26 protein-coding genes are annotated in these 22,420 nt (G+C 63.3%); 16 read left to right on the top strand and 10 right to left on the bottom strand.

The features are described from left to right. The first annotated feature begins 128 nt into the window (after window positions 1–128). Window positions 129–920 (top strand): L,D-transpeptidase, encoded by a 792-nt coding sequence (locus HNQ36_RS14425; RefSeq protein ID WP_184086213.1) that lies wholly within the window; start codon window positions 129–131, stop codon window positions 918–920. A gap of 71 nt (window positions 921–991) precedes the next feature. Here the strand turns inward: HNQ36_RS14425 and HNQ36_RS14420 are convergent, their stop codons facing one another. From HNQ36_RS14420 to HNQ36_RS14395, 6 genes are all read right to left on the bottom strand, one after another. Next, window positions 992–1,852: a DUF2076 domain-containing protein gene (locus tag HNQ36_RS14420; protein ID WP_184086211.1), complete on the bottom strand. Its 861-nt coding sequence runs from the start codon at window positions 1,850–1,852 to the stop codon at window positions 992–994. 143 nt (window positions 1,853–1,995) lie between these two features. Continuing rightward, entirely contained in the window at window positions 1,996–2,847 is an 852-nt protein-coding gene (locus tag HNQ36_RS14415; RefSeq protein WP_184086209.1) for a ChbG/HpnK family deacetylase, read from the bottom strand. Continuing rightward, a complete protein-coding gene (locus HNQ36_RS14410; protein WP_184086207.1) occupies window positions 2,844–3,905 on the bottom strand; it encodes a glycosyltransferase family 2 protein in 1,062 nt (353 codons plus the stop codon). Before HNQ36_RS14410 ends, HNQ36_RS14415 begins: the two co-directional genes overlap by 4 nt. A gap of 158 nt (window positions 3,906–4,063) precedes the next feature. After that, window positions 4,064–5,041: an ATP phosphoribosyltransferase gene (gene hisG, locus HNQ36_RS14405; protein ID WP_046827722.1), complete on the bottom strand. Its 978-nt coding sequence runs from the start codon at window positions 5,039–5,041 to the stop codon at window positions 4,064–4,066. After that, entirely contained in the window at window positions 5,038–6,180 is a 1,143-nt protein-coding gene (locus tag HNQ36_RS14400) for an ATP phosphoribosyltransferase regulatory subunit (protein WP_184086205.1), read from the bottom strand. Before HNQ36_RS14400 ends, hisG begins: the two co-directional genes overlap by 4 nt. A gap of 116 nt (window positions 6,181–6,296) precedes the next feature. Continuing rightward, complete coding sequence (locus tag HNQ36_RS14395) at window positions 6,297–7,052, bottom strand: 16S rRNA (uracil(1498)-N(3))-methyltransferase (RefSeq protein ID WP_184086203.1); 756 nt, start codon at window positions 7,050–7,052, stop codon at window positions 6,297–6,299. A 191-nt stretch (window positions 7,053–7,243) separates the two neighbouring features. On the opposite strand from HNQ36_RS14395, the gene HNQ36_RS14390 reads away from it, so the two are divergent. Both HNQ36_RS14390 and ubiA read left to right on the top strand, forming a co-directional pair. Beyond that, a complete protein-coding gene (locus HNQ36_RS14390; RefSeq protein ID WP_184086201.1) occupies window positions 7,244–7,945 on the top strand; it encodes a hypothetical protein in 702 nt (233 codons plus the stop codon). A 24-nt stretch (window positions 7,946–7,969) separates the two neighbouring features. Beyond that, window positions 7,970–8,902, top strand: a complete 933-nt coding sequence (gene ubiA, locus HNQ36_RS14385; protein ID WP_184086199.1) for a 4-hydroxybenzoate octaprenyltransferase — start codon at window positions 7,970–7,972, stop codon at window positions 8,900–8,902. Between the two features lie 3 nt (window positions 8,903–8,905). On the opposite strand, the gene HNQ36_RS14380 is transcribed toward ubiA, so the two are convergent. After that, a complete protein-coding gene (locus HNQ36_RS14380; protein WP_210312045.1) occupies window positions 8,906–9,409 on the bottom strand; it encodes a DUF6101 family protein in 504 nt (167 codons plus the stop codon). Window positions 9,410–9,769: 360 nt separating this feature from the next. Here HNQ36_RS14380 and HNQ36_RS14375 point away from each other — a divergent pair, with 360 nt between their 5' ends. The 6 genes from HNQ36_RS14375 to lpxK all read left to right on the top strand — a co-directional run bounded on the left by HNQ36_RS14375 (window position 9,770) and on the right by lpxK (window position 15,287). Next, the gene (locus HNQ36_RS14375; protein WP_184086195.1) at window positions 9,770–11,167 is read left to right on the top strand and encodes a metallopeptidase TldD-related protein; all 1,398 of its coding nucleotides are present in this window, start codon (window positions 9,770–9,772) and stop codon (window positions 11,165–11,167) included. Further along, a complete protein-coding gene (locus HNQ36_RS14370) occupies window positions 11,154–11,969 on the top strand; it encodes a 3'(2'),5'-bisphosphate nucleotidase CysQ (protein WP_184086193.1) in 816 nt (271 codons plus the stop codon). Before HNQ36_RS14375 ends, HNQ36_RS14370 begins: the two co-directional genes overlap by 14 nt. Before the next feature lie 62 nt (window positions 11,970–12,031). After that, a complete protein-coding gene (locus HNQ36_RS14365; protein ID WP_046827715.1) occupies window positions 12,032–12,280 on the top strand; it encodes a DUF4170 domain-containing protein in 249 nt (82 codons plus the stop codon). After that, window positions 12,277–12,990 (top strand): lysophospholipid acyltransferase family protein, encoded by a 714-nt coding sequence (locus tag HNQ36_RS14360; protein ID WP_184086191.1) that lies wholly within the window; start codon window positions 12,277–12,279, stop codon window positions 12,988–12,990. The genes HNQ36_RS14365 and HNQ36_RS14360 overlap by 4 nt, the downstream gene beginning before the upstream one ends. After that, window positions 12,983–14,284 carry a 3-deoxy-D-manno-octulosonic acid transferase gene (locus HNQ36_RS14355; RefSeq protein WP_184086189.1) on the top strand — a complete coding sequence of 434 codons (1,302 nt, stop codon included), beginning with the start codon at window positions 12,983–12,985 and terminating at the stop codon, window positions 14,282–14,284. The genes HNQ36_RS14360 and HNQ36_RS14355 overlap by 8 nt, the downstream gene beginning before the upstream one ends. Then, window positions 14,277–15,287, top strand: a complete 1,011-nt coding sequence (lpxK, locus tag HNQ36_RS14350; RefSeq protein WP_184086187.1) for a tetraacyldisaccharide 4'-kinase — start codon at window positions 14,277–14,279, stop codon at window positions 15,285–15,287. The genes HNQ36_RS14355 and lpxK overlap by 8 nt, the downstream gene beginning before the upstream one ends. A gap of 3 nt (window positions 15,288–15,290) precedes the next feature. Here the strand turns inward: lpxK and HNQ36_RS14345 are convergent, their stop codons facing one another. Both HNQ36_RS14345 and xseA read right to left on the bottom strand, forming a co-directional pair. Continuing rightward, the gene (locus HNQ36_RS14345) at window positions 15,291–15,515 is read right to left on the bottom strand and encodes a DUF2093 domain-containing protein (protein ID WP_019195509.1); all 225 of its coding nucleotides are present in this window, start codon (window positions 15,513–15,515) and stop codon (window positions 15,291–15,293) included. 133 nt (window positions 15,516–15,648) lie between these two features. Beyond that, window positions 15,649–17,103, bottom strand: coding sequence for an exodeoxyribonuclease VII large subunit (gene xseA / locus HNQ36_RS14340; RefSeq protein ID WP_184086185.1), 1,455 nt, complete (start codon window positions 17,101–17,103; stop codon window positions 15,649–15,651). Window positions 17,104–17,238: 135 nt separating this feature from the next. Here xseA and HNQ36_RS14335 point away from each other — a divergent pair, with 135 nt between their 5' ends. From HNQ36_RS14335 to HNQ36_RS14310, 7 genes are all read left to right on the top strand, one after another. Beyond that, complete coding sequence (locus HNQ36_RS14335) at window positions 17,239–18,219, top strand: alpha/beta hydrolase (RefSeq protein WP_184086183.1); 981 nt, start codon at window positions 17,239–17,241, stop codon at window positions 18,217–18,219. 2 nt (window positions 18,220–18,221) lie between these two features. Next, the gene (locus HNQ36_RS26195; RefSeq protein WP_246395389.1) at window positions 18,222–18,434 is read left to right on the top strand and encodes a hypothetical protein; all 213 of its coding nucleotides are present in this window, start codon (window positions 18,222–18,224) and stop codon (window positions 18,432–18,434) included. Then, a complete protein-coding gene (locus HNQ36_RS26190) occupies window positions 18,431–18,772 on the top strand; it encodes a hypothetical protein (protein ID WP_246395388.1) in 342 nt (113 codons plus the stop codon). The genes HNQ36_RS26195 and HNQ36_RS26190 overlap by 4 nt, the downstream gene beginning before the upstream one ends. A 3-nt stretch (window positions 18,773–18,775) precedes the next feature. After that, complete coding sequence (locus HNQ36_RS14325) at window positions 18,776–19,072, top strand: winged helix-turn-helix domain-containing protein (protein ID WP_184086181.1); 297 nt, start codon at window positions 18,776–18,778, stop codon at window positions 19,070–19,072. 60 nt (window positions 19,073–19,132) lie between these two features. Continuing rightward, window positions 19,133–20,401, top strand: a complete 1,269-nt coding sequence (gene purD, locus HNQ36_RS14320) for a phosphoribosylamine--glycine ligase (protein ID WP_184086179.1) — start codon at window positions 19,133–19,135, stop codon at window positions 20,399–20,401. A 166-nt stretch (window positions 20,402–20,567) separates the two neighbouring features. Next, window positions 20,568–21,476, top strand: coding sequence for an alpha/beta fold hydrolase (locus HNQ36_RS14315; protein WP_184086177.1), 909 nt, complete (start codon window positions 20,568–20,570; stop codon window positions 21,474–21,476). After that, window positions 21,476–21,925, top strand: a complete 450-nt coding sequence (locus HNQ36_RS14310) for a GNAT family N-acetyltransferase (RefSeq protein ID WP_046827705.1) — start codon at window positions 21,476–21,478, stop codon at window positions 21,923–21,925. The genes HNQ36_RS14315 and HNQ36_RS14310 overlap by 1 nt, the downstream gene beginning before the upstream one ends. Here the strand turns inward: HNQ36_RS14310 and HNQ36_RS14305 are convergent. Next, complete coding sequence (locus tag HNQ36_RS14305) at window positions 21,922–22,368, bottom strand: nucleoside deaminase (protein WP_184086175.1); 447 nt, start codon at window positions 22,366–22,368, stop codon at window positions 21,922–21,924. The genes HNQ36_RS14310 and HNQ36_RS14305 overlap by 4 nt on opposite strands. Window positions 22,369–22,420: the final 52 nt, after the last annotated feature.

The following is a 22,420-nucleotide window of genomic DNA, read 5'->3' as shown; positions in this document are numbered from 1 at the left end:
CGCACTTGTTGACGTGGTGAATCCCAAACCCCGTCCCGTTTACCAAACCGACGCGATTTTAAATCTAAATTGAGCGTGTTCAGGCGCGCTGTCCGCGCGTCAACGACGAAACAGTGCAGAGTACGTCGATGACCAGAAAAATGTCCCTCGCGCTCATGGCGGGCGCAGTGTGTTTTGGCGCCAGTTCCATACAGGCCTTCGCATTTGACGAGCCCCGCGTGATCTACGCGCAACCTCCGTCAACACCGCCGATGCCGATCCGCGTTGCCTATCAAGAGCGATCCAATATGGGTGGCGGCTTGATCGAATTCCTTTTCAGCGGCGGTCAGTCCGGCGACCCGAATTATCAGGCGCCGCGCTACGAGCAACGCTATGAGCAGATGCCGTCGCGCGGGGGATTGCCGCCGATGGATCCGCAATACCGTCAGGACATGCGTCAGGGCGATATGGGGATCGAACCTGTCCGTCCGGGGATGGACCCGAAATTCGAGAAGCAGGTGGTCGAATATAGTGGCCGGCATGCACCGGGCACGCTGGTGATCGATACGCCGAACCGGTTTCTTTATCTGGTGCAGGGCGGCGGCAAGGCGCTGCGCTACGGCATCGGTGTCGGCAAGCCGGGCTTCGAATGGTCCGGCGTGAAGACGATCTCCGCCAAGAAGGAATGGCCGGCCTGGACGCCGCCGCCGGAAATGCTCAAGCGCCGTCCCGATCTACCGCGCCACATGGAAGGTGGTCCGGAAAATCCGCTCGGTGCGCGCGCGATGTATCTCGGCTCGTCGCTGTATCGCATTCACGGCTCCAACGAACCGTGGACCATCGGCATGGCGGTCTCTTCGGGCTGCATCCGGATGCGCAACGAAGACGTGATCGATCTCTATGGCCGGGTGAACGTCGGCACGCGTGTTATCGTCATCTGAGCGATTCCAAGTTCAAATAAAAACGGCCGCTGAATCCAGCGGCCGTTTTCTTTTGTCCGGTGCGACACCAATCAGGCGAAATCGCTGTCGCCATCATCGAAGTCGTCGTCACCGTAATCATCATCGTCATCGTCATCGTGGCCCTGATCGGTGTCGGCCTGCGCCTGATCGTAAGAACTCTGACGCTGGCTGTCGCCGCTGCCGCTCTTGCCGACGTCGTTGACGCCCGCATCGCGCGCGAGATTGCCCGAGGACTGGCTGTTGTTGTCCCACGGCATCTTGCTGCCACCGGACTCTGCGGTGTTGCCGAGGCTTTGCTGCTGGCCGCTGCCGCCCCCCATCATGCCGCGAATGCTGTTCATCAGCATCGATCCGCCGATGACACCGGCCGCGGTTGCCGCCGCCGTTCCGAGGAACGAGCCGCCGCCGCCACCGGCATTGCCGCTGCCGAACAATCCGCCGCCCGGATTTCCAGACCTTGGATCATTGAGCCTTGAATCATTAAGCCTTGGATCATTCATTCGGGGATCAGCGTTCATGCGCGGATCGCCGCCCATGCGTGCATCGGCTTGCCCCAGTGCCTGACCGCTGTTCCACGTCGGACCGCGCTGCGCACTATCGCCAGGACGAACGTTCGGCACCGAGCCGCGACCCTGACCGGGGCCGAGAATCGCGTCGCGCATCGAATCGAGAAAACCGCCGGAGGGTTGCTGTTGCTCGGCGCCGCCTTCAAGTTCCTGAATGCGGGCGTCGGCACGCCTCAGCGCTTCGTCCTGCACCAGCACCGTCTGCACGAGCGCGTAGACCGCGTTGGGCGCGCGGCGCAAACCCTGCGCGATCGCGGCATCCGCATCCGGCTCGCGTGGCGACGTCTCCAGCCTCGCAAGGCGGTCGAACAGATCGTCGACGAGTTGGCGTTCCTGTGGCGTCATAACATCCTCCTGAAGCATCCGGCATGCGAATGCGCGTCATGATGTAGGGCCGCATTGTGTCGGGTTAAGTCCCGGCGCGAATTAAATTTAGGAAAGTTCGCTGCCGCGGTGCGACAAAAAGACTTAACCCACGCATTGAACCATCAGGCCCGGTCGAGCGTGATGTTGTTCGTGGCCAGCAGGCGCGGGAAGTCGTCGCTGCTGAGAAACGCAAACTCCCGTTCGCGCTGATGGGTCACGTTGTCGAGGCTGACAAGCGTTTCGTCGACGAATCCGGGATGGCACATCACAAGCCCGCCGTCCGGCAGACCGTCGAGAAAGCCCTGCATCGCATCGGAAAATTCGCGTCCGCGCACCATGTCATAGGCGCCCGCGAAACCTGGATTGAATGCGATGCCGAGGCGCGCGCTCTTTCTGCGGAACGTCTCGCTTAGCGCATCGAGCAGCAACGCCTTCGGGCTGTCGAGCCTCTGCGCCAGCGGCAGGCTGCGGCCGCATTGGCGCACCCACGCGCCGGGGGCGGCGTCATTCACCGCGGCGAGAAACGCGTCGCGAATCTGCGGAAACAACTGCACATGCTGATGGCCGTCAATGTAGTCCGGTACGCGCCCGAACATCTGCCTGAAGGCTGACATCTGAGCCAGCAACTCGGCTTGCGTGATTTCCGGATCGAGCCGGCGCAGCAGGCTTGCCCGCAACAGCCTGCCGAGCGGCAGAAACTGTCCGCCGTCGAGCGGCTTGAAATGCATGGTTAGCGGGTGAAACGGGGCGGTGAGCGTCGCGTGCAGGCCGATGGTGCAGTTCGGATTGGCAGCGACGGCCTGCATCAATCCATCGATCTCAGCGCGATCGACAGCGGCACCGACCACCATTACCGACGTCGCGTTGATCCGCTTCATGCTGATCAACTCGCGGATCGCGCGATTGACGCCCGGGCTCATGCCGTAATCGTCGGCGCACAACCAGATGCGGCGCGGCGGCAAATCCACGCTCATTCAGCCGCGGTCTGCGGTGTCTTGTCGGCGGCCGCCCCGGCGTCGGCGTTCTTCACGCTGTGCTCCGCGACGAAGTAGATCGGGCGCGCCTTGATCTCGGACAGGATCTTGCCGATGTATTCGCCGACCACGCCGATCATGATGAGTTGCACGCCGCCGATGGTCATCAGGCCGACCACCAGCGAGGGATAGCCGGGGACCGACTTGCCGTCGATGAAGGTCTCCCACAGAATCGACAGGCCGAACAGAAACGCGACGAAAGCGAGCAGCAACCCGAGCAGGCTCGCCGCACGCAGCGGCGCCACCGAGAACGAGGTCAGTCCTTCGATCGACAGGCCGAGCAAGCGTCCCGGGCTGAACGTGGTGACGCCATGGGCGCGGGCTTCCGGCTCGTAATCGACGCGGATCTGCTTGAAGCCGATCCAGGTCGCGAGCCCCTTGAAGAAGCGGTTGCGCTCCGGCAGTTGCCGCAAGGCCGCGGCCGCGCGGGGCGACAGCAGGCGGAAATCGCCGGCATCTTCCGGAATTTTCTGACGCGCGCCCCAGTTGATCAGTGTGTAAAAGGTGCGCACGCTCAGCCGCCGCAGCGCCGATTCGTTGTCGCGGTGCGCCTTCGCGGTATAGACGACATCGTAGCCGTCCACGATCCAGTGCTTGACCAGTTGCTCCACCAGTTCGGGGGCATGCTGGCCATCGCCGTCCATGAACAGCACCGCGCCGCGGCGGGCATGATCGAGCCCGGCCATCAACGCGGCTTCTTTGCCGAAATTGCGCGACAGCGAGACCACCTGCACGTCGAGCGCCGCCGGCGGCAGACCGCGTGCGATGCTCAGCGTTGTGTCGCTCGATCCGTCATCGACATAAACCACTTCGCAGGCGAGGCCGTACGTCTGCTTGAGCGTGCCGGCAAGCGCGCAGAGACGTTCGTGCAGCAGCGCGAGGCCCGCCGCTTCGTTGTAAACGGGCACGACGATCGACAGGCCCTGAGTCGATGAGTCTTGCGCAGCCGGAGCGCGGCTGCTGCCTGACAGGTTCGAAATATCGGCACTCGGCGTCATCGGTCGGTTTCCAGCACGTTACGTCCGGGCATGATGCGATCCGAAAACCGCTTCACACTGTTCGGCGTCATGTTCCTGATCATCATATGGTCATCGCCGCGCTGTCGCCAAGGTAGCGGAGTGTCTGATGGTCGGTTGCACCGCCGCAAGCCTTGAATCTATTGCCCCAGGAATGTCTGGAGTTTGGCGAAAAGCGGATTGTCGCGGTCGAACACATAGTCCAGCGACGCGACCGATACCGTCTCCGCGCCGCGATCGCGCAGGAAACTCCCAAGCGCATAGAGCTGCGCCGGCGGACAGTGCAGCGTCACCATGCCCGACGAGGTCGGTCCGCCGAACGGCGACACCACGCCGAACCGGTTGTGGGCTTCGGCCAGCAGCGCGGCATCGCAGGCCGCGAACCGGGTGCGGACTTCCTTGTATTTGCGGGCGCGGGCGCTGGCGGCGATGTGATCGAGGATGATCCGCGCTGTCTCCCGTGCACTGTCCGACCAGTCGGCCTCACGCGAGGCCACGAGATTGGCGTGGCTGCGCAGCATCACGCCGTCGTCGAGCACCTTCAGGCCGTTGGCCGCGAGCGTCGCGCCGGTGGTGGTGATATCGACGATCAGTTCGGCCGTTCCCGCGGCGGGGGCGCCCTCGGTCGCTCCGGCGCTTTCCACGATGCGGTAATCGACGACGCCCTGCGCGGCGAAGAAACTGCGCGTCAGGTTGATGTACTTGGTCGCCACCCGCATGCGGTGATTGTGCCGGGCGCGGAACGAGGTCGCAACATCGTCGAGGTCCGCCATGGTGCGCACATCGATCCACGCCTGCGGCACGGCCACAACGACGTTGGCGCTGCCAAAGCCGAGGCTTTCGATCAGCATCACGCGCTTGTCGGCGTCGTGAATGTTCTCGCGGATCAGATCCTCGCCGGTGATGCCGAGATGCACCGCACCGCGCGCAAGCTGGGCAGCGATTTCGCTGGCTGAGAGATAGGCGATCTCGACATTGTCGAGGCAGGGCATGGTGCCGCGATACTCGCGCGCGCCGCGCGGTTTTGCGAGCGTCAGGTTGGCCTGCGCGAAGAAGGCCTCGGCGTTTTCCTGCAGCCGTCCCTTGGACGGAACGGCGACGACGAACGGCGTGCTCATGCGGCGCTCCCTTGCGAAAGCGCTTCGATCCAGATCGAGAAACCGACCGCCGGAATGGGCGCGCGTGCGCCGAGCCGCGTCAGCAGCCCGTCATAGCGCCCGCCGCCGACCAGCGGCTCCGTGCTGTTGCCCTTGGCGTGCAGTTCGAATTCGAAGCCGGTGTAGTAATCGAGACCGCGTCCGAACGCGGTGGAAAAGCGGATCGTCCTGGTGTCGATGCCGCGTGCGGCCATGAATCCGGTGCGGCTTTCGAACTGGTCGATGGCGGCGTTCAGATCCAGTTTCGCGTCTGCTGCCAGCGTACGCAACTGGCTTGCCGCATCGTCCGGTTCGCCGGCAATGCCGAGGAAGCGTTCGATCAACTGCAGCGCGTCGCGCGGCAATGCGCCGCCCTTGAGGGTCGATTGCTCGAGAAAGCGGTCGGCGATTTCCGACACGGTGCGGCCGCCGACATTGCTGGTGCCGGCGATCGACATCAGGTCGGTGACCAGCGCCAGCGCAGCCTTGCGATCCGAGCCTGCGAGCGCGGCCAGCACGCCTTCATATTCATTGCGGGTCTTGCCGGTCTCCAGCGTCAGGCGCTGCAGATCCTGCGCGAGCGAGATCTTGCGGTTGAAATCCTTGATCAGCCGGCGCTTCCAGACCGGGTACAGATCGAGCGCGTCGATCAGCGCTGCGAACAGTGCGACGTCGCCGGTGCGAATATCGAGGCTCGCGACGCCGAAGGCGGCCGTGGCCTCAACGCCGAGCGCCAGCATCTCCGCGTCGGCCGCCGCGCGATCCTGCCGGCCGAAGGACTCCACGCCGGCCTGGTTGAACTCGCTGGCGGTGCCGCCGCGAAAACGAAACACCGGCCCGAGATAACAGAACCCCGCGGGCGCGCCTGCGCGCTTTGACGTGAGATACTCGCGCGCCACCGGGATGGTGAGATCAGGCCGCAGGCACAGTTCCTCGCCGGTGGCATCGGTGGTCAGATAGAGGCTCTTGCGAATGTCTTCGCCGGACAGATCGAGAAATGGTTCCGCCGGCTGCAGGATTGGAGGCCGGGCATGGGTGTAGCCAGCCCGCGCAAATGTCTGCAGCAAGGCCTCCGCCTGTGCGGCGGACCCGGTCGCGGTTGCGGCACTGGTCTGGCTCATTCTTCGGTGTCCAATTGGCATAAAGGCTTGAATCGGCAGTCCCTTAACACGGGATTGCCCGGGTTTCGACGACGATCCGGAAAAGGGCTTAATAAGACGCTTTCCGGAATGCAACCTCAGCGTGCATCGGGTTTGCCCCAATCGCCAAGGGCCGTCTGTACCACGGCCAGCGCCGCGACCGCAGCCGTGTCGGCGCGCAGGATTCGCGGTCCGAGCGCCAGCCGCGCGACGTGTGGTTGCTTTAGCAGCAATGCGCGTTCCTCCTCGGCAAATCCGCCCTCGGGACCGATCAGCACGTCGGCGCCCTTTGTCCGGTCCGCGCCGGCAAAGGCAGCCATCGGATCGGCGATCGGGGCGTCCTCGTCGCAGAACACCAGCAGGCGCTCGCCATCGCGCTGGTTCAGATAACGCTCCAGCGGTTCGGGATCGTGGACGTCGGCGAGGCTGAGGATGCCGCATTGCTCGGCGGCCTCGATAACGTTGGCGCGCATGCGTTCGACATTGACGCGGCTCGCCTGCGTAAATCGCGTCGTGACAGGCCGCAGCGCTGCAACCCCCATTTCAACGGCTTTTTGCACCATGTAGTCGAGCCGCGCATGTTTCAGCGGGGCGAACACGTAATGCAGATCGGGCAGGCGATCCTGGGGGCGGGTCTGGCTGACGATTTCCGCACGGTCTGGCCGTTTGCGGCCAGCGAGATTGGCCCGCCATTCACCGTCGCGGCCGTTGAACACCAGCACGGTGTCGCCGGCGGCAAGCCGCAGCACGTTGCCGAGGTAATTGGACTGGTCGCGATCGAGTGCGATGCCTGTCCCGGCGGCAAGTGGCGCATCGACGAAAAGCCGGGGACTGCGAAAATCGAGTTTGGGCATCGGCACCAATCCGTTCATTTTCCGACTTCTAGCCCAAATAATTACGGATTCGCAGCTAATTGGGTGGCGAACTGCCGCGCTGCTGCCGGATTCATCGGGTTGTTAAGCGGCAGCGAGAATCGTAAAAGTCCCCTGTGTGGTGGGTCGCCGCGTGGACACTCGGGACACAGGAACCCGCCGGAGGAGAATCCGTGACCGCCTATCGTCTTATCGCATCGCTGGCTGCCGCCACGTTCGTCATGCATGCTGCGGATGTCCGCGCGCAGGGCGCGTTTCCGGCGCCGCTGCCGGGACAGGCAGCGCCGCCACCGGCCAGCAATGCGTCGCCGTTCCCGCCGGTGAACAACGCGGCGTCGCCGTTTCCGCCCGTCAATGGTGCGGCCAGTGCGCCGGTCAGGCAGCAGCCGTCATCCAATGCCTTCTCGACCGGCGCTCCGCCGGTTGGCGGCGGTGGCTTCGGCGCGCCACAGCAGCAGGCTGGCCCGCCTCCCGGCGCCGAGGAGTGCCAAAAGGGTTTTCTGCCGCTGCGTGCGGATGCCGAAGCCAAGGCCAAGCTGATTCAGGCGGCCGGCAAGCGCAAGGCGCCGCCGCAGGAGGCCTGCAAGCTGATCGGCAATTTCGCGCAGGCCGAAGTGAAGATGATCAAGTTCGTCGAAGCCAACGCGCAAAAATGCGGCATCCCTGCTCAGGTCGGCGACCAGATGAAGAAGGGCCACGCCAACACCTCCCAATTGCAGCAGCGGGTGTGCGCGGCCGCGTCGCAGGCTCAGGCCGCGCCGGCGGGCCCCAGCCTGAGCGAAGCGCTCGGGTCCGCATCGCTGCCCGAAGCCAAGCCGTTGAAGCGGGGCGGCAGCACCTTCGACACGCTGAACGGCAACGTCCTGACCCGCTGATTGGCTCCGAATGAAAAGGTTGCGATGAGCAACGCCGCAGCCCCCGTCGCCGACTCAACCGCCAACTGGGTCGATACCCACGCGCCGATCTGGATGCGGCCCTATCTGCGGCTGTCGCGGTTCGACCGCCCGATCGGATGGTGGCTGCTGCTGCTGCCGTGCTGGTGGTCGGCTGCGCTGGCGGCGGGCATTGCTCATGATGTTCGCGGTCTGCCGCTGGTCATCGTGTTGTTCTTTATCGGCGCGGTGGTGATGCGCGGTGCGGGATGCACCTGGAACGACATCACCGATCGCAATCTCGATACGCAGGTCGAGCGCACACGGTCGCGGCCGATTCCGGCGGGGCAGGTGACGGTCACGCAGGCGGCGATATTTCTCGTGCTGCAGGCGCTGATCGGGCTTGCGGTGCTGCTGCAGTTCAACCGCTTTGCAATTCTCACCGGCATCTGCTCGCTGGTGGTGGTTGCGGTCTATCCCTTCATGAAGCGCATCACCTACTGGCCGCAGGTGACTCTCGGTCTTGCGTTCTCGTGGGGCGCACTGATGGGATTTGCGGTGATCCTCGGCCGGATCGATGCCACCGCGCTGGCGCTGTATGCCGGATCAATTTCGTGGGTGATCGCCTATGACACTATCTACGCCCATCAGGACACCGAGGACGACATCCTGGTCGGCATCAAATCGACGGCGTTGCTGTTCGGCGAACGGACGCAGATGGCGCTGACGATCTTCTACAGTCTGGCCGTGGTGCTGATCGGTGTCGCGTTATGGCGCGGCGGATCGCAATGGTCCGCATGGATCGGGCTCGCGGCGTTCGCGACGCATTTGGTCTGGCAGGTGCGGACGATCCGGATCGACAATCCCGCGCTATGTCTGCGGCTGTTCAAGTCGAACCGCGATGCGGGATTGATGCTGTTCGCCGGCCTGCTCGCCGACGCTGTGCTGCGTAGCTATTAGCAATTAGTTGCGCGCGATGATCTCTCGTTCGCCGCGATGAATGGATATCTCCATCGCAGCGCGTCCGACCTTGCGACGCACCAGAAATTTCGGACGACGATCCTTGATGATGTTGCGGCGGCGCCGGCGCGGAGCCGGTTCGCGTGCTGCTTCATTTTCATCCTCGATCTGCGGCAGAGCGAACAGGTCGCCCCACATCTGCCAGGCCAGATCGAGTTGCAGTTCATCGGCGGTGACCAGCAGCGGCACCGACAGCGACGGATCGCTGTGAACCAGCACCAGCGCGCGCCCATCGTTCGTTTCGCGGCAGGCAATGCCGAGAAAATCACGCACGCGAACGTTGATCGCCATGCGAATGCCGCCGACAGCACGGCGCACGGTGACGCGCTCGCGATTGATTTCGATGTGCCTGACGCCGCCATCGGCGCGGCCATCGCGCGCTTCAAAGCTGACGGGCAAAGAATGGGGGTCGAGCTGCAACATGCAGCTCGACCCGACGGGTTGCATCCCGCCGACTCCGAATTGACGCCTCACGACTTTATCTCCCTCGCCGGAATTATGTTCCCGGTCGATGGGATGAGCATGCCAGAGCCGTGTCCGAATCCGCTTAAGAAGGCTGGTTAATCGTCTCTCACTGCTATTGCTTCAGTTCTCATGATTGACGAGAGGTTGGCGCGGATGATTGACGAGACCTTGCCACTGTCCCGAATCCGACGTTCGCCTCCCTTTGTGGGACACGCCATAGGCTGCGGAAATATCTTCCGCAACGGCCTCGAAAACGCTTGAAGTCCGCGTAAAACAGGCACATCTCATGATAGGTTGCATTCGTCTCCAAGTTTCTTGAATCCAAGCCTCGGGAATTTGTTTGTGAACTCTTCACCAAACGCGTCGTTGTCGCAGTCGCCGAAATCAACAACATCCGGACTTCTTGATCAGAGCGCGTTGAGCGATCTGGCGCAGCGGCTCGTGGAAGCCGCAAAGCGCGCGGGTGCCGATGCCGCTGATGCCATCGCGGTGCGCGGCGTATCCCAAGGTGTCGAGATCCGCGAAGGCAAGGTTGAAGAATCCGAGCGCTCCGAAGGCGACGATGTCGGCTTGCGCGTGTTCGTCGGAAAGCGGCAGGCCGTGGTTTCGACCAGCGACATCGGTGGCGATGTTGCAAAGCTCGCCGAGCGCGCGGTGGCGATGGCGAAGGTTGCGCCCGACGATGCGTATGTCGGTCTCGCCGATCCATCGCTGCTGGCGAAGCAGTTTCCCAATCTCGACCTGCTCGACCCGCAGGTGCCATCCGTCGATGAACTGGAGCGGCGCGCGCAGGAAGCAGAAGCCGCAGGTCTGGCGGTCAAGGGCGTGTCGAAGTCCGGCGGTGCATCGGCATCGGCAGGCATCGGCGGTATGGTGCTCGTGACGTCGACCGGCTTTCACGGCTCGTATCTGAGGTCGAGTCACGGCATCTCGATGACGGCGATTGCGGGTGAAGGCACCGGCATGGAGCGTGACTACGATTTCACGTCGGCAATACACGGCTCCGATCTCGAATCTCCTTTGAGCGTTGGACAAAGTGCTGGTGAGCGCACCGTGGCGCGGCTCAATCCGCGCAAGGTCGCGACCTGCAAGGCGCCGGTGGTGTTCGATCCGCGTGTGTCGAATTCGCTGGTCGGCCATCTGATCGGTGCGGTCAACGGCGCGTCGATTGCGCGCAAGACCAGCTTCCTGAAGGATCGCCTCGGCCAGCAACTGTTCGACAAGAACATTCGTATTATCGACGATCCGCTGCGCGTGCGGGGAATGCGGTCACAGGCGTTCGATTCAGAGGGTGTCGCGACCAAGAAGCTCGCCATTATCGACGACGGCGTGCTGACCACATGGCTCCTCGATTCCGCCACCGCCCGCGAGCTTGGCATGGCCACCACCGGTCACGCCCATCGCGGCGTGTCGTCGTCGCCCTCGCCCGGGCCGTACAATCTTCATCTCGAAGCTGGCCAGGTTTCGCCGGCTGATCTGATCTCGGACATCAAGGAAGGCTTCTACGTCACCGACCTGATCGGGTCCGGCGTTAACGGCGTGACCGGCGATTACAGCCGCGGTGCCGCGGGCTTCTGGATCGAAAACGGGAAACTGTCGTATGCGGTCAGCGAAGTGACCATCGCGGGCCATCTGCTCGAGATTTTCAAGTCGATGGTTCCGGCCAACGATCTGACGTTCAAGTACGGCGTCAACGCGCCGACCGTGCGCATCGGGGAATTGACGATTGCCGGTCGCTGATTCTGACATCGCCGGTGCGAACCTCACGCGCGACGCCGCGCTGCTGGCCGACGTGGTGCGCGAAGCCGGCGCGCTGGCGCTCAGTCTGTTTCGCACCGAGCTGAAAACCTGGATCAAGGGCAAGACGTCTCCGGTGTCGGAAGCCGACATCGCCGTCAACGACCTGATCGAGGCGCGGCTGCGCGCGGCAACGCCGGGTTACGGATGGCTGTCGGAAGAAAGCGCTGACGATTCCGCGCGGCTCGGCAAATCGATGACATGGATTGTCGATCCGATCGACGGCACCCGCGCCTATCTGGCGCGGCAGGACGACTGGTCGGTCTCGATCGCGCTGGTCGCGGACGGGCTGCCGGTATTGGGTGCGGTGTTCGCGCCGGCCAGCGACGAGTTCTTTTTCGCAACGCGCGGGCAGGGCACCGTGCTGAACGGTGCGCCGATCGCCGCTGCGCCGGGTGCAGAAATTCACTTCCCGAAAATCGCCGGACCGAAACCGCTGGTTGAGCGTCTCGGCGGCATGCGTGACGATGAGAGCCTCTACCCACGGATCGGCTCGCTGGCGCTCCGGCTGGTACGGGTGGCCGAAGGGCGGCTGGATGCCGCATTCGCAGGCGGGAACAGCCGCGATTGGGACCTTGCCGCCGCCGATTTAATCGTGCACGAAGCGGGCGGGGAAATGACCTCACTGGCTGGCGAGCGTCTGGTTTACAATCAAGCCGACGTGCGTCACGGATTGCTGGTGGCGGCGGGGCGTGCGCGCCATGCGCATATCGTCAAGCACTTTCGGGAAAACCCGATTTTGTAATGCTTGCGTCCGGGTTTGGTGCTTCAATTCAAGTGCCGGTCATCGCTTTGGGAAAACGATTCATGTCCGAAACTGTGCAACCGCAGTTGCTTCATCTTGTCATCGGCGGCGAACTTCTCGACCTCGATCATGTGACCTTCAAGGATCTCGACAAGGTCGAGGTCGTCGGCCTGTTCCCGAACTACGCCACGGCCTATGTGGCGTGGAAGGGCAAGGCCCAGCAGACCGTCGATAACGCGCACATGCGTTATTTCATCGTCCATCTTCACCGGCTGCTCGATCCAGGCCAAGATGCGAAGCCGTCCCATTGAAAGCCACGCTTCGAAAACTCGGCCGCGCCAGCTGGGTGCAGCATGCTGCGGGTTTCACCGCGGCTGAATTCCTGCGGCTGGTCTGGTGGACGAACCGCTTCACGCTCGATCCGCCGGACGTTTATAAACGCGTCGAGCCGGATATGCCCGTCATCATCGCGTTCTGGCATGGCCAGCACTTCATGATGCCGTTCCTGAAGCGCAAGGAATATCAGGCCAAGGTTCTGATCTCGCGCCATCGCGACGGCGAGATCAACGCCATCGCGGCGGAGCGTCTCGATGTCGGAACCGTGCGCGGGTCCGGCGATCATGGATCGGAATTTCACCGCAAGGGCGGCGTGAGCGCGTTCAAGGCGATGCTGCGGACGCTGGATGAAAAGATCAACATGGCGCTGACCGCCGATGTGCCGAAGGTTTCACGCAAGGCCGGACTCGGCATCATCATGCTCGCGCGCGAATCCGGACGGCCGATCCTGCCAGTGGCGATCGCCACCAGTCGCTTCAAGCGCCTCAACAACTGGGACCGTTCGGTGATCCATTTGCCATTCGGACGCGGCGTCATCGCAGGCGGCGAATTGATCAGGGTACCGCCCGACGCGGACAATGAAACCATGCAGATGATCCGCTTACAGCTTGAAGAGCGGCTGAACGAAGTAACGCGCCGCGCTTACGAATGCGTGGGCCGTCCGGACGAGGGCATCCATGCCTAGCGCTCTGCCAGCGACGCTAGCGGCGTATCGGCGGCTGTCGGCCCTTGCCGCGCCGCTCGCGAGCCCGCTGATTGCGCGGCGGCTGAAGCAGGGCAAGGAAGATCCCGAGCGTCTCGGCGAGCGCCGTGGCGTTGCGAGCATGCCGCGCCCGCCGGGGCCGCTGATCTGGATTCACGGCGCAAGCGTCGGCGAGGTTCTGGCGGCCGCAGGACTGATCGAACGGCTGCGCGCGCTGAACGTCCGAATTCTGCTGACGTCGGGAACAGTCACGTCGGCTGCGATCGTCGCCCGCCGGTTTCCGCCTGACGTGATTCATCAATATGTGCCGTTCGACTCGCCGCGCTTCGTCTCGGCGTTTCTCGATCACTGGAAGCCAGGTCTGGCACTGTTCATCGAGTCCGATATCTGGCCCAATCTGATCCTGTCGAGTGCCGAGCGGCGCATTCCGATGGTCATCATCAATGGTCGGATGTCGCCGCGTTCGTTTCCGCGCTGGCAGAAGCTGCGCGGCACCATCTCGGCGCTGCTGGAATGCTTCGACCTTTGTCTCGCGCAATCCGAACGCGACGGCGAGCGCTTCGCGGCGCTCGGCTGCCCCAATGTCGTCACGTCCGGCAATCTGAAGCTCGACGTCGAAGGGCCGCCTGCGGATGTGCGGAAGCTTGAGCGTCTCAAGGAGGCGATGCAGCGCAGGCTGGTGTTCGTCGCGGCGTCCACGCATCCCGGTGAAGACGAAATCATGCTCGACGCGCACCGGCGTTTGGCCTCGCGCATGCCGCAGTTGCTGAGCGTGATCGTGCCGCGTCATCCCAACCGGGGCGGCGCCATCGCACAGATGCTGACAGCCGCCGGCATGCAGGTGGCGTTACGCTCGCAGGATGAAATGCCCGGTCCCGACACGGATATGTATGTCGCCGACACCATGGGCGAACTTGGATTGTTCTACCGGCTGGCGCCGGTGGTGTTCATGGGCGGATCGCTGGTGCCGCACGGCGGGCAAAATCCGATCGAGGGCATCAAGCTTGGCGCTGCGATCCTGCACGGGCCGCATGTGTTCAATTTCAGCGACATCTACGAGTCGCTCGATCAGGCAGGCGGCGCCATTTGCGCCGAGACCGGCGAGGACTTCGTCAAACTGCTCGGGCACCTGCTGGTCAATCCGATTGCGCGGCAGCGGTCGGTCGGAGCCGCGGAAGGCGTCGTGAACAGGCTCGGCGGCGCGCTGGACAAGACACTCGCCGCGCTGGAGCCTTATCTTTTGCAGCTACGGCTGGAGGGGGGCTCCGATGCGTGAGCCGGCCTTCTGGTATCGGCCGCCATCGTTGTTATCGCGACTGCTTGCGCCGCTTGGTGCGATTTACGGCGCGGTTACCACACGGCGCATGGCGCGCGATGGCGCGTTCGCCGGACTTCCGGTTCTCTGCGTCGGAAACTATCACGTCGGCGGCGCGGGCAAGACCCCGGCGACGATCGCGCTGGTGAAACTGCTGCGCGAGATGGGCGAAAAGCCATTCGTCGTCAGCCGGGGTTACGGCGGTTCGCAACAAGGTCCCGTTCGTGTCGATCAGGCTGAGCACACGGCTGCGGACGTGGGCGATGAGCCGCTGATGATGGCTTCAAGCGTATCCGTCATCGTATCGCGCGACCGTGTGGCCGGAGCGGCGCTGGCGCGCGCGCAGGGCGCAAGTGTCGTCCTGCTCGATGATGGCTTCCAGAATCCGGCGCTGGTGAAAGATGTCTCGCTGATCGTGATTGATGCGTCGCGCGGGGTCGGCAACGGCGGTATGTTTCCGGCCGGTCCGCTGCGTGCGCCTCTTGAACCGCAGATCGCGCGTACCGATGCGCTGATCGTGATCGGTGCGGGCAACGCGGCCAGTGAAATTGAGGCGGCGGTGGCCAAACGTGCCGCGCCGGTGTTACGCGCGCGCCTTGTTCCAGATCAAGCCTCGGTCGATAGACTGCGCGACCAACGCTTGCTCGCCTTTGCAGGAATCGGCGATCCGCCCCGGTTCTTTGCGACGTTACGCGCCTGCGGTGTGGATGTGGCCGAGGAAAGAACCTTCGCCGACCATCATCCGTTCACGCCGGAGGAAATCGAACGGCTGGTGTCAGATGCGGCAGCAAAGTCATTGACGCTGGTGACCACTGAAAAGGACATGGCGCGCATCCGCAGCGATGCCCGCCTCAAAGGTCATGCAGACAGGTTCGCTACCTTCGCGGTCACGCTGGATTTCGACGATGCGGCGATGTTGCGGAATTTTGTGGCCGAACGGCTGGCGAAAGCCCGCGCGCGATAGATATCAGACCTTTTTCAGTTGCGCCGGATAGTGCCGCTGCAGCACCGCTTCCGGTGTTGCATAGGCTTCCTGCCGGTCGACGCTCCAGTATTTCAGTTCATCCAGCGGAATGTGTTCACCGGTGATGGCGCAACGGACGTAGGAACCGGGAGAGGTCACACGAAAATCGCCGTCGAGATATTCGACCTGCGCTTCGCCCTGGCCGGAAGGCCCGAATTTATTGAGCACGATAATTGTCCTTGTGGGATCCGGCAGATGTCGTCCGGAGAGGCTGCTCAAATATAGGCATGATCCCGAAAGGTGGAAACCGATTTTCGGGAAGGATCATACGGAAATCAAAAACGAAATCTCTCCGAACGTCTTAAAAAAGGTCGCCTTGCACCTTTTTGACGCCGAAATCGGTGGTGCGCTTCGACGCGGGCTTTGCCGGCGCCCCCTTTGGCTTCGCTTCAGTGGTTTCGTAGCCATCCGCCATCGCGCCAATGCGTCCGTCGGCGAATTCGATGGTGAGGCGCTGGCCGGAGCCCACATTGGTTGCGGCGTGCAACGGCTGGTCATGCTCGTCGCGCACCAATGCGAAACCGCGATCCAGCACGCCCTTGTAGGAGAGCGCTTTGAGAAGCTGCGCGACATATTTCAGGCGCGTCTCGCGCTGCTGGATCTGCAAATCCGCGCCGCGCCGCGCGCTTGTCGCCAGCCGCGTCACCTTCTCCTTGCCGCGATCAATTTGCGCGCGCAACGCCGTCACCGTCAGACGCCCGCCGATGGCCGACAGCCGCCGCTCGTAGACATGCGCGTTGGCACGCAGTGCGCGTGGCAGTTGTGCGCTGGCGCGATCGAGGCGCTGGCGCGGAATGTTCAGCAACTCCGTCGCCTTCGGCAGTGCGCGGGCGGCCGCGCGCAGTTCGCTGCGCCGATGCTCCTGGCCGCGCTGCCAGCACAGCATCGCGCGTCGCTCCAGCGAGGTGACTTCGACGAACAGTTCGGCGCGCACCGGCACCGCCATCTCGGCGGCCGCGGTCGGTGTCGGCGCGCGCTTGTCGGCAGCGAAATCGATTAGCGTCACGTCGGTCTCGTGGCCTACCGCGGAGATCAGCGGGATCATGCTCTCCGCCGCCGCGCGCACCACGATCTCTTCGTTGAACGACCACAGGTCTTCCAGCGAGCCGCCGCCGCGCGCGACGATCAGCAGATCCGGTCGCGGAATTCTGCCGCCTTCTTCCAGCGCGTTGAAGCCGTGGATGGCGGCGGCGATCTGCTCGGCGGAGCCTTCGCCCTGCACCCGCACCGGCCACACCAGCACGCGGCGCGGGAATCTGTCTTCAAGCCGATGCAGGATGTCGCGGATCACCGCGCCCGTCGGCGACGTCACCACGCCGATCACTTCGGGCAGCCAAGGCAGAAGCTGCTTGCGGGCCTCGTCGAACAGGCCTTCGGCGGCGAGTTTCTTCTTGCGCTCTTCCATCAGAGCCATCAGCGCGCCGACACCGGCGGGCTCGATGGCTTCAATGACGATCTGGTACTTCGACGAGCCGGGATAGGTGGTGAGCTTGCCGGTGGCGATGATCTCGAGGCCTTCCTGCGGCTTGAACCGCATCCGGCCATGGACGCCCTTCCAGATCACTGCCTCGATCTTGGCGCTCTCGTCCTTCAGCGCGAAATAGCAGTGGCCGGAGGAATGCGGCCCGCGAAAGCCGGAAATTTCGCCGCGTACCCGCACATGGCCATAGGCGTCCTCCACCGTCCGTTTGAGCGCCGAGGACAGCTCGGAAACGGTAAATTCCGGCGAATTAATAAGGGCTTCGGCTGCTGGCATCTCGGCTATCGAATCGGGTTGTTGAGGCTCGGGTGCAAGGTAGGGAATTCAGCCGCCATCGCCAAACGGTCCTTGCTCAATCCAGTACTCTGTAATACAGAGTTCTCTATAGATTTATCTTTTGGAGCGTACACGATGCTCATCGTTCGTATCTTGCGATGGCCGCTTGCAGCGGCGGGATTGGTGGCCCTGATCCTTGCCGGAATGATCGCGGTGCCGGTCGTGCGCCCATCCGAACTGGCTGCGGTATCGGATGGCGTAAAGGTCGCAGATCGCAGCAACATTCCGCCCTTGCGCTTCACTCAGGCGCGGGACGGCACGCATCTGGCCTACCGTCATTATCCAGCCCAGGGACCATCACGCGGCGCGGCGATCCTCATTCATGGCTCATCCGGTTCGAGCGTCGCAGTTCACCCGCTGGCGCGGGTGCTCGCTGATCGCGGCATCGAGAGTTTCGCGCCGGACATGCGCGGTCACGGTGCGTCGGGCACGCGAGGGGACATCAGCTACCTCGGGCAGCTTGACGACGATCTGGCGGATCTCGTCGGACGTATCCGGCAGGACGGCGTCTCAGCACCGCTGATGCTGGTGGGACATTCCTCCGGCGGCGGCTTTGCGCTGCGCATCTCCGGATCGCCGCTGCAGAACCTGTTTACGCATTCCGTGCTGCTGGCGCCGTGGCTGGGGACCAATTCGCCGTCGAGCCGGAGCAATGCCGGTGGATGGGCGAGCCCGAATCTGCCGCGCATCGTCGCGCTCAGCATCCTGCGCGGAGCGGGAATCGTCTGCTGCGACCAGTTGCCGGTGATCGCCTTTGCGGTTCCACCTCATTCGTCGCGAATTCTGACCTCTGAATATTCGATGCGGCTGCTCACGAATTTCGGCGCCAACCGCAATTACCGCGGCGATCTCGTCACCGCCAAGCTGCCGATCACGCTGATCGGCGCAGCTGACGACGAACTGATGCATGCCGGGAAATATGAAGAGGCCGTGCGCGGGACATCGGCTACAGTCGATGTCCGCATTCTCGACAACGCGCGCCACATGGATGTTGTCACGAGCCCGCCGACATTGACGCGGGTCGCCGATCTCATCGCAAACCTGCGGGGACCATAATAATGATCGAAGCCCGCGAGGCCGGTGCCCTGCTGTCCGACATCGACAGAATTGGGCGCGATGTGCGCAGGTCGTTGTTCTACCGCCGCGCGAGCTCAATGCTTTTGCTGTGGGGTGCCCTGACGTTCATCGGGTACGTTCTCACATTCAGTCTTCAGGGCGCCGCAGGAATCATCTGGTCTATCGTGATCGCAGCGGGAATGGCGGCTCGGTGATCATTGGCGCCGTCAGCGCCCGGCGCGAGGGTGTCCGGACGTTCGACGCGCGGATGTTCACCGCCTTTGCAGTGTTCATTGCGTTCGGCTGTGTCTGGAGCATTGCGCTTGGCGGATTTTCGCCGCGCCAGCTTGCAGCATTCTGGCCCTCCTATTTCATGTTGCCTTACATCATGGTTGGCGTCTGGCTCGGGCGCGCCTTCGTCGCGATTGGCGTGAGCGTCATCGCACTTACCGTAATCGGCTATTACGTCGCGGGATCCTGGTTCACGCTGTGGATGGCCGCGGTCAACGGCGGCGGCCTGATGCTCGGCGGTCTCTGGATGCGGCGGAACTAGGCGATGGTAGAGCTGGATGAAATCATTCATCAGCCGCTTCGCCTGAGGATCATGGCTGCGCTGAATGCGTTGCCGGCTGGCGCGGGGTTGGATTTTCCCCGGCTGAAAAAACTGACCGGAGCCACCGACGGCAATCTCGGCGCCCATATCGAGACACTGGCGAAGGCGGGTTATGTGGCGGTCGCCAAGGCCTTTGTCGGCAAGAAGCCGCAAACCACGGTGACCGCCACCCCCGCAGGGCGGGGGGCCTTCACCCGCCATGTGGCCTCGCTGCGGCAGATCATCGAGGCCGGCGGATAGCGTTTCGGACCTCTTGTGCGGGCTGCGCCGACCCGGTAACCGAACGGGTTAGGAGACATCATGAACATCCTCTTGATCGGTTCCGGCGGGCGCGAGCACGCGCTGGCGTGGAAAATGGCGGCTTCGCCGCTGCTGACGAAGCTGTGGTGCGCGCCGGGCAATGCCGGCATCGCGCAGGACGCGGAATGCGTCGCGCTGGATGTGGCGAACCACGCCGCGGTGATCGACTTCTGCCAGGTGAACAAGATCGACCTGGTTGTGGTCGGCCCTGAGGCGCCGCTGGCGGCCGGTATTGTCGACGATCTTGCAGCTGCGGGCATCAAGGCATTCGGGCCCAGCAAGGCAGCGTCGCAGCTCGAAAGCTCCAAGGGCTTCACCAAGGACATCTGCAAGGCGAACAACATCCCGACCGCGGCCTATGAGCGGTTTCGCGATGCGGCTGCGGCGAAGGCCTACATCCGCAAGCAAGGCGCGCCCATTGTCGTGAAGGCCGATGGCCTTGCGGCCGGCAAGGGTGTCGTGGTGGCGATGACGCTGGCAGAGGCGGAAGCCGCCATCGATGCGCTGTTCACTGCAACTGGCGCGGAAGCCGTGGTCGAGGAATTCATGGAAGGCGAGGAGGCCTCGTTCTTCGTGCTGTGCGACGGCGACAATGCGCTGCCGCTGGTCGCGGCGCAGGACCACAAGCGCGCTTTCGACGGCGACAAGGGACCGAATACCGGCGGCATGGGCGCCTATTCACCGGCGCCGGTGTTCACCGACGCGGTGCGCGAGCGCACGATGACCGAGATTATCCTGCCGACGCTGCGCGCGATGAAGGCGATGGGCATGCCCTACAAGGGCGTGCTGTTCGCTGGACTTATGATTACGAAGGATGGTCCCAAGCTGATCGAATACAATGCGCGCTTCGGCGACCCCGAGACGCAGGTGCTGATGATCCGTTTAATATCGGATCTGGTGCCGGCGCTGCTGGCGTCGGTCGATGGCGAGTTGAAGCATTTCGACCTGCGCTGGTATCCGGAGCCTGCACTCACCGTGGTGATGGCGGCGAAAGGATATCCGGGCGACTACGCCAAGGGCACAACCATCGAGGGGCTCGATGATGCCGCAAAGGTGGAGGGGGTCGAGATTTTCCACGCCGGCACCAAGGCCGACGGGGACAAGATTCTCGCCAATGGCGGACGGGTTCTGAACATCACCGCGACAGCCAAGACCGTCAGCGAGGCGCAGCGCCGTGCCTATGAGGCGATCGATCGCATCCAGTGGCCGGAGGGTTTCTGCCGCCGCGACATCGGCTGGCAGGCGGTGGCGCGGGAGAACCAGCCTTAAACGACGCATCGTCCTGCGAGGGCGGGGACCCAAACCCCGCCAAATCGTTATATCTGCCGAAATATTCCTTGTGGTGTCGCGTTAGTGCAAGATTGAACTTCGATAATTGAATTCAGTGAGGGCTTGTCCCGTGTTCGCGGGGCGCCGCCAGGGTCTAGGATTGTCCATGCCTGATCTCGCCGATCTCTATCCCGGTTTTACGTCTGAATGGGTCAGCACATCGCGCGGCCGTATTTTCGCCCGCGTCGGCGGCAAAGGCCCGCCATTGTTGCTGCTGCACGGCTATCCGCAGACCCACGTGATGTGGCATCGCGTTGCGCCGATGCTCGCGGAGAAATTCACCCTCGTGATACCGGACCTGCCCGGCTACGGCTGGTCGGACGTGCCGAAGACCGACGAAAACCATACGCCGTTCACCAAGCGGACGATGGCGCAGGTGATGATCGAGGTGATGGAAAAGCTCGGTCATGTGCATTTCGGCCTCGCAGGTCATGATCGTGGCGGCCGCGTCGCCTATCGGCTCGCGCTCGATCACCCCGGGCGGCTGTCGCGTCTCGCGACGCTGGATATTCTGCCGACGTATGACTACTGGGCGAAAATGGATCGCGGCTTCGCGCTCCGGATTTATCACTGGGCATTTCTGGCGCAGCCGCACCCGCTGCCCGAAAATCTGATCGCGTCCAATCCTGACGATTATTTCGGGCGAACCTTCAAGAGCTGGGCGAAGAAGGATGCGCTCAATCCGTTCGATCCGCGCGCGGTCGAACATTATCTGACGGCGTTCCGCGATCCGCTGCGCATTCATGCGGCGTGCGAGGATTATCGCGCCGGGGCCTATGCCGATTTCGAGCAGGATAAGGGCGACGTTGAAGCCGGCAACAAGATCACGGTGCCGCTGCTGGCACTGTGGGGCGGCGCAGGCATCGCGTCCTCGACCTCAAGCCCGCTCGACACCTGGCGCAGGTGGGCGACGAACGTCAGCGGGTACGCCATCGATTCCGGACATTTCCTTGCCGAGGAAAACCCTCAGGCAACGGCTGACGCATTACTTGAATTCTTTTTGGAGCAAGATTGATGGCATTACGTGAGGCGCGGCGAGAAGACATCCGACGCATCGTCGAGATGCTGGCGGACGATGAGGTGGCGCGCGGCCGGGAGGATTTCTCCGGCGATATGGCGGCGTATTATGCCGCCTTCGACGCCATCGCGGCGGACCCCAACAACACCCTTTACGTGTGGGATCACGAGGGAACGGCGATGGGTTGCCTGCAACTGACGTTCATTCCCGGCATATCCTATCACGGCGCCTGGATCGCGAAGGTCGAAGGCGTGCGGGTCGATCGTTCGCTGCGCGGCCTCGGCATCGGCGAACAGATGATGGATGCGATGATCGCCAGGTCGCGGGCGCGCGGCTGCAAGCAGCTGCAGCTCACGACTGACAAGCGGCGTGCCGACGCGCAGCGCTTCTATGCGCGGCTCGGCCTGGACGCCTCGCATGAGGGCATGAAGATCAACCTGTTTTAACGTCGCGCCTTGAAGAAGCTTGTTAGAAGCGCGGCCGCTTCGCTTTCGCCGACCGACGGATAAATCTCCGGCGCATGATGACATGTCGGCGAGGCGAAAAACCGCACGCCGCTGTCCACCGCGCCGCCCTTCGGATCGCTTGCGCCGTAGTAAAGCCGCCGGATTCGCGCGAAGGATATCGCGCCGACGCACATGGTGCAGGGTTCCAGCGTGACATAGAGGTCGCAATCGGTCAGCCGTTCGCTGCCGGTGACGCGGGCGGCCTCGCGGATCGCCAGGATTTCGGCATGCGCGGTCGGATCGCGGTCGGCGAGGGTGCGGTTGCCGGCCTGCGCGATCACCGTGCCGCCCCGCACGATGACGCAGCCGATCGGCACTTCCCCGGTCGTTTCGGCGATTTCGGCCTGTTTGAGCGCCAAATCCATGAAAGATCGTGCCGTCATGCCTCGTTTCCGGCAATAAACTCTGTTAGTAAGACGTCTTCAGCAAACGCGA

It is taken from the genome of Afipia massiliensis, assembly GCF_014203115.1.
Classification (GTDB): domain Bacteria; phylum Pseudomonadota; class Alphaproteobacteria; order Rhizobiales; family Xanthobacteraceae; genus Afipia; species Afipia massiliensis.
The sequence above is the reverse complement of the archived record's forward strand: the minus strand, read 5'-3'. Positions and strand labels throughout refer to the sequence as shown.